This window comes from Pseudomonas sp., from assembly GCF_030150285.1.
Classification (GTDB): domain Bacteria; phylum Pseudomonadota; class Gammaproteobacteria; order Pseudomonadales; family Pseudomonadaceae; genus Aquipseudomonas.
This window is the reverse complement of record NZ_JASLGE010000116.1, coordinates 1-3,066: the sequence shown is the minus strand read 5'-3', so window position 1 is coordinate 3,066 and position 3,066 is coordinate 1. Positions and strand designations below refer to the sequence as shown.

At 60.3% G+C, this 3,066-nt stretch carries 6 protein-coding genes; all 6 read left to right on the top strand.

What is annotated here, in order from left to right:
- The coding region (gene rplD / locus Q1W15_RS24515) for a 50S ribosomal protein L4 (RefSeq protein WP_300733888.1) at positions 1 to 431 on the top strand (431 nt) is incomplete at its 5' end.
- On the top strand, positions 428 to 733 hold the full coding sequence (rplW, locus tag Q1W15_RS24510; RefSeq protein WP_203312226.1) for a 50S ribosomal protein L23: 306 nt from the start codon (positions 428 to 430) through the stop codon (positions 731 to 733). The genes rplD and rplW, both read left to right, overlap by 4 nt.
- A 30-nt stretch (positions 734 to 763) precedes the next feature.
- Positions 764 to 1,603, top strand: a complete 840-nt coding sequence (gene rplB, locus Q1W15_RS24505; RefSeq protein ID WP_300733883.1) for a 50S ribosomal protein L2 — start codon at positions 764 to 766, stop codon at positions 1,601 to 1,603.
- Positions 1,604 to 1,615: 12 nt separating this feature from the next.
- Positions 1,616 to 1,897 (top strand): 30S ribosomal protein S19, encoded by a 282-nt coding sequence (gene rpsS / locus Q1W15_RS24500; protein WP_018773666.1) that lies wholly within the window; start codon positions 1,616 to 1,618, stop codon positions 1,895 to 1,897.
- A gap of 38 nt (positions 1,898 to 1,935) precedes the next feature.
- Positions 1,936 to 2,301, top strand: a complete 366-nt coding sequence (gene rplV / locus Q1W15_RS24495) for a 50S ribosomal protein L22 (protein WP_300733872.1) — start codon at positions 1,936 to 1,938, stop codon at positions 2,299 to 2,301.
- Positions 2,302 to 3,066, top strand: a 765-nt coding sequence (rpsC, locus tag Q1W15_RS24490) for a 30S ribosomal protein S3 (RefSeq protein WP_300733870.1), incomplete at its 3' end; no start/stop codon positions are given.

The following is a 3,066-nucleotide window of genomic DNA, read 5'->3' as shown; positions in this document are numbered from 1 at the left end:
CCTCACGCAAGAGCGTTCTGGTTGTCATCGAGCGCGCCAACGACGTTGCCGCACTGAGCGTTCGCAACATCGAGAACCTGCACGTCATCTACGTTGACCAGCTCAACACCTATGACGTACTGATCTCCGACGACATCATTTTCACCCAGGCAGCCTACGAGATCTTCGTCTCCGGCCGTGCCGCTGCTGAAGCTTTCGCTTCCAGCCTCCTGGTTGTTGAAGAAGTCGTCGTTGCCGAAACCGCTGCTGCAGGTGCCGAAGGCTCCATCAAGGGCAACAAGGACTCCATGAAGTACCACGTGCCTGGTTCACGCTGGTACGAGGCCACTGAGGCTGAAGTTTGGTTTGCAACGGTAGAGGACGCCAAGGCCGCAGGCTTTGTTCCCGCCGGCGGCGAAGCTGCCCAGACCATTAAGGAGGACGGCAAGTGAGCGCCGTTACCATCAAGGATCCGCGCGACGTAGTGCTTGCACCCGTCGTTTCGGAAAAGAGCTACGGCTTGATCGACGAAGGCAAGTACACCTTCCTGGTCGACCCCCGCTCCAACAAGACCGAGATCAAGCTGGCCGTGGAGAAAATCTTCTCCGTCAAGGTCGACTCGATCAACACCATCAACCGTGCCGGTAAGCGCAAGCGCACCCGTTTCGGCTGGGGACAGCGCAAGAGCACCAAGCGCGCCATTGTCTCCCTGCGCGAAGGCACGATCGACATCTTCGGCGGTCCGCTTTCATAAGCGGAGACCACTTTAACGAGGAAATAAACTATGGCAATCCGTAAATACAAGCCGACAACCCCGGGCCGTCGTGGCTCGAGCGTTGCCGACTTTGCAGAAATCACGCGGTCGACTCCGGAGAAGTCTCTGGTCCGTCCCCTGCCCAAGAAGGGCGGCCGCAACAACACCGGTCGTATCACGACGCGTCACAAGGGTGGTGGCCACAAGCGCCAGTACCGCCTGATTGACTTCCGTCGTCACGACAAGGATGGCGTCAACGCCCGCGTAGCTGAGATCGAGTACGATCCCAACCGCACGGCGCGCATTGCCCTCCTGCACTACGTTGATGGCACCAAGCGCTACATCATTGCCCCCAACAAGCTCAAGCAGGGCGACTTCGTAGAAGCCGGCCCCGCAGCTGACATCAAGCCTGGCAACAACCTTCCGTTGCGCAACATCCCCGTGGGTACGGTTATCCACGCTGTGGAGCTGCGTCCCGGCGGCGGTGCCAAGATGGCCCGTTCAGCTGGTGCTTCGGTTCAGCTCGTCGCCAAGGAAGGCAAGTTCGCCCAGCTGCGTCTGCCCTCCGGCGAAATCCGCAACGTCGATGCGCGCTGCCGCGCGACCGTCGGCGAAGTTGGCAACGCTGAGCAGTCCAACATCAACTGGGGCAAGGCTGGCCGCATGCGCTGGAAGGGCGTTCGCCCGACCGTCCGCGGTGTTGTCATGAACCCTGTTGATCACCCGCATGGTGGTGGTGAAGGCAAGACCTCCGGTGGACGTCACCCGGTCAACCCGAACGGTAAGCGCGAAGGCCGCACCCGCCGTCCCAACAAAGAGAGCGACAAGCTGATTGTTCGTCGCCGCCGTACTGGCAAGAACAAGCGATAGGAGCCTGGAGACATGCCACGTAGCCTGAAGAAGGGTCCCTTCGTTGACCAGCACCTCTTTGTAAAGGTAGCTCGGGAGAACGAAAAGGGTACCAAGAACGTAATTAAGACCTGGTCCCGCCGCTCGATGATCGTGCCCGATATGTTGGGTCACACGATCGCCGTGCATGACGGTCGCAAGCACATCCCCGTGTTTGTTACCGAGTCGATGGTCGGGCACAAGCTCGGCGAATTCGCCCCCACGCGGACATTCCGCGGCCATGTCAAGGACGACCGTAAGGGCAAGCGCCGCTAGGCGCTTGTCAATACGGCAAAGACGAGAGAGAGATAGCAATGGAAGCCAAGGCAAGTGCGCGTCATCTGCGCGTAACGCCTATGAAGGCCCGGCGCGTCGTCAACCTGATTCGTGGCAAGCAGGCGAATGAGGCATTGGCGATTCTGAAGTTTGCCCCCCAGGGAGCTTCTGAGCCGGTATTCAAGGTAGTCCAGTCCGCAGTGGCTAACGCCCGCGTTCTGGCAGATCGCGACAGCATCGCGTTCAACGAAAATGATCTGTACATCAGCGAAATCTTCGTTGATGAAGGCCCCACCATGAAGCGGTTCCAGCCGCGAGCACAGGGCCGTGCATTCCAGATCAAGAAGCGCACCAGCCACGTCACCGTGGTTGTCGCTACACCCGAGAAAGAGGAGGCTCGCTAAGTGGGACAGAAAGTAAACCCGCACGGGTTCCGTCTCGGGATCACCACGGACCACCGTTCACACTGGTTCGCGGACAGCAACAAGCCCGGTCAGCGCTACAAGGACTTCGTAAAAGAAGACATCCAGATCCGCGCACTCATGTCCACGGGCATGGACCGCGCCGGCATTTCCAAGGTTGAGATCGAGCGCACCCGTGACCGTGTACGTGTGGATATCCACACCGCACGCCCCGGTATTGTCATCGGTCGCCGTGGAGCAGAAGCAGACCGCATCCGCGGCGAGCTCGAAAAGCTCACCGGCAAGCAGGTTCAGCTGAACATCCTGGAAGTCAAGAACCCGGAAGCTGATGCTCAGCTCGTTGCCCAGGGCATCGCAGAGCAGCTGACTTCACGTGTGGCATTCCGCCGCGCAATGAAGAAGGCCATGCAGTCCGCACAGCGCACCGGCAGCGTCAAGGGCATCCGTGTCGCTTGTGCTGGTCGCTTGGGTGGCGCTGAAATGTCACGCACCGAGTTCTACCGCGAAGGTCGTGTGCCCCTGCACACCCTGCGTGCCAACATCGATTACGGCTTCTTCGAAGCCAAGACCGTGTTCGGCCGCATTGGTGTCAAGGTCTGGATCTACAAGGGCGATGTCACGTCCAAGGAACTGGCTGCCCAGGCAGCTGCTGCTCCTGCCCGTGGCCGTGGCCCGCGTCGTGAGGGCGATGACCGGGGGCTCCGCGGTCATCGCCGTCACGGCGCGGGCCACGGCCACGAGCAGGAG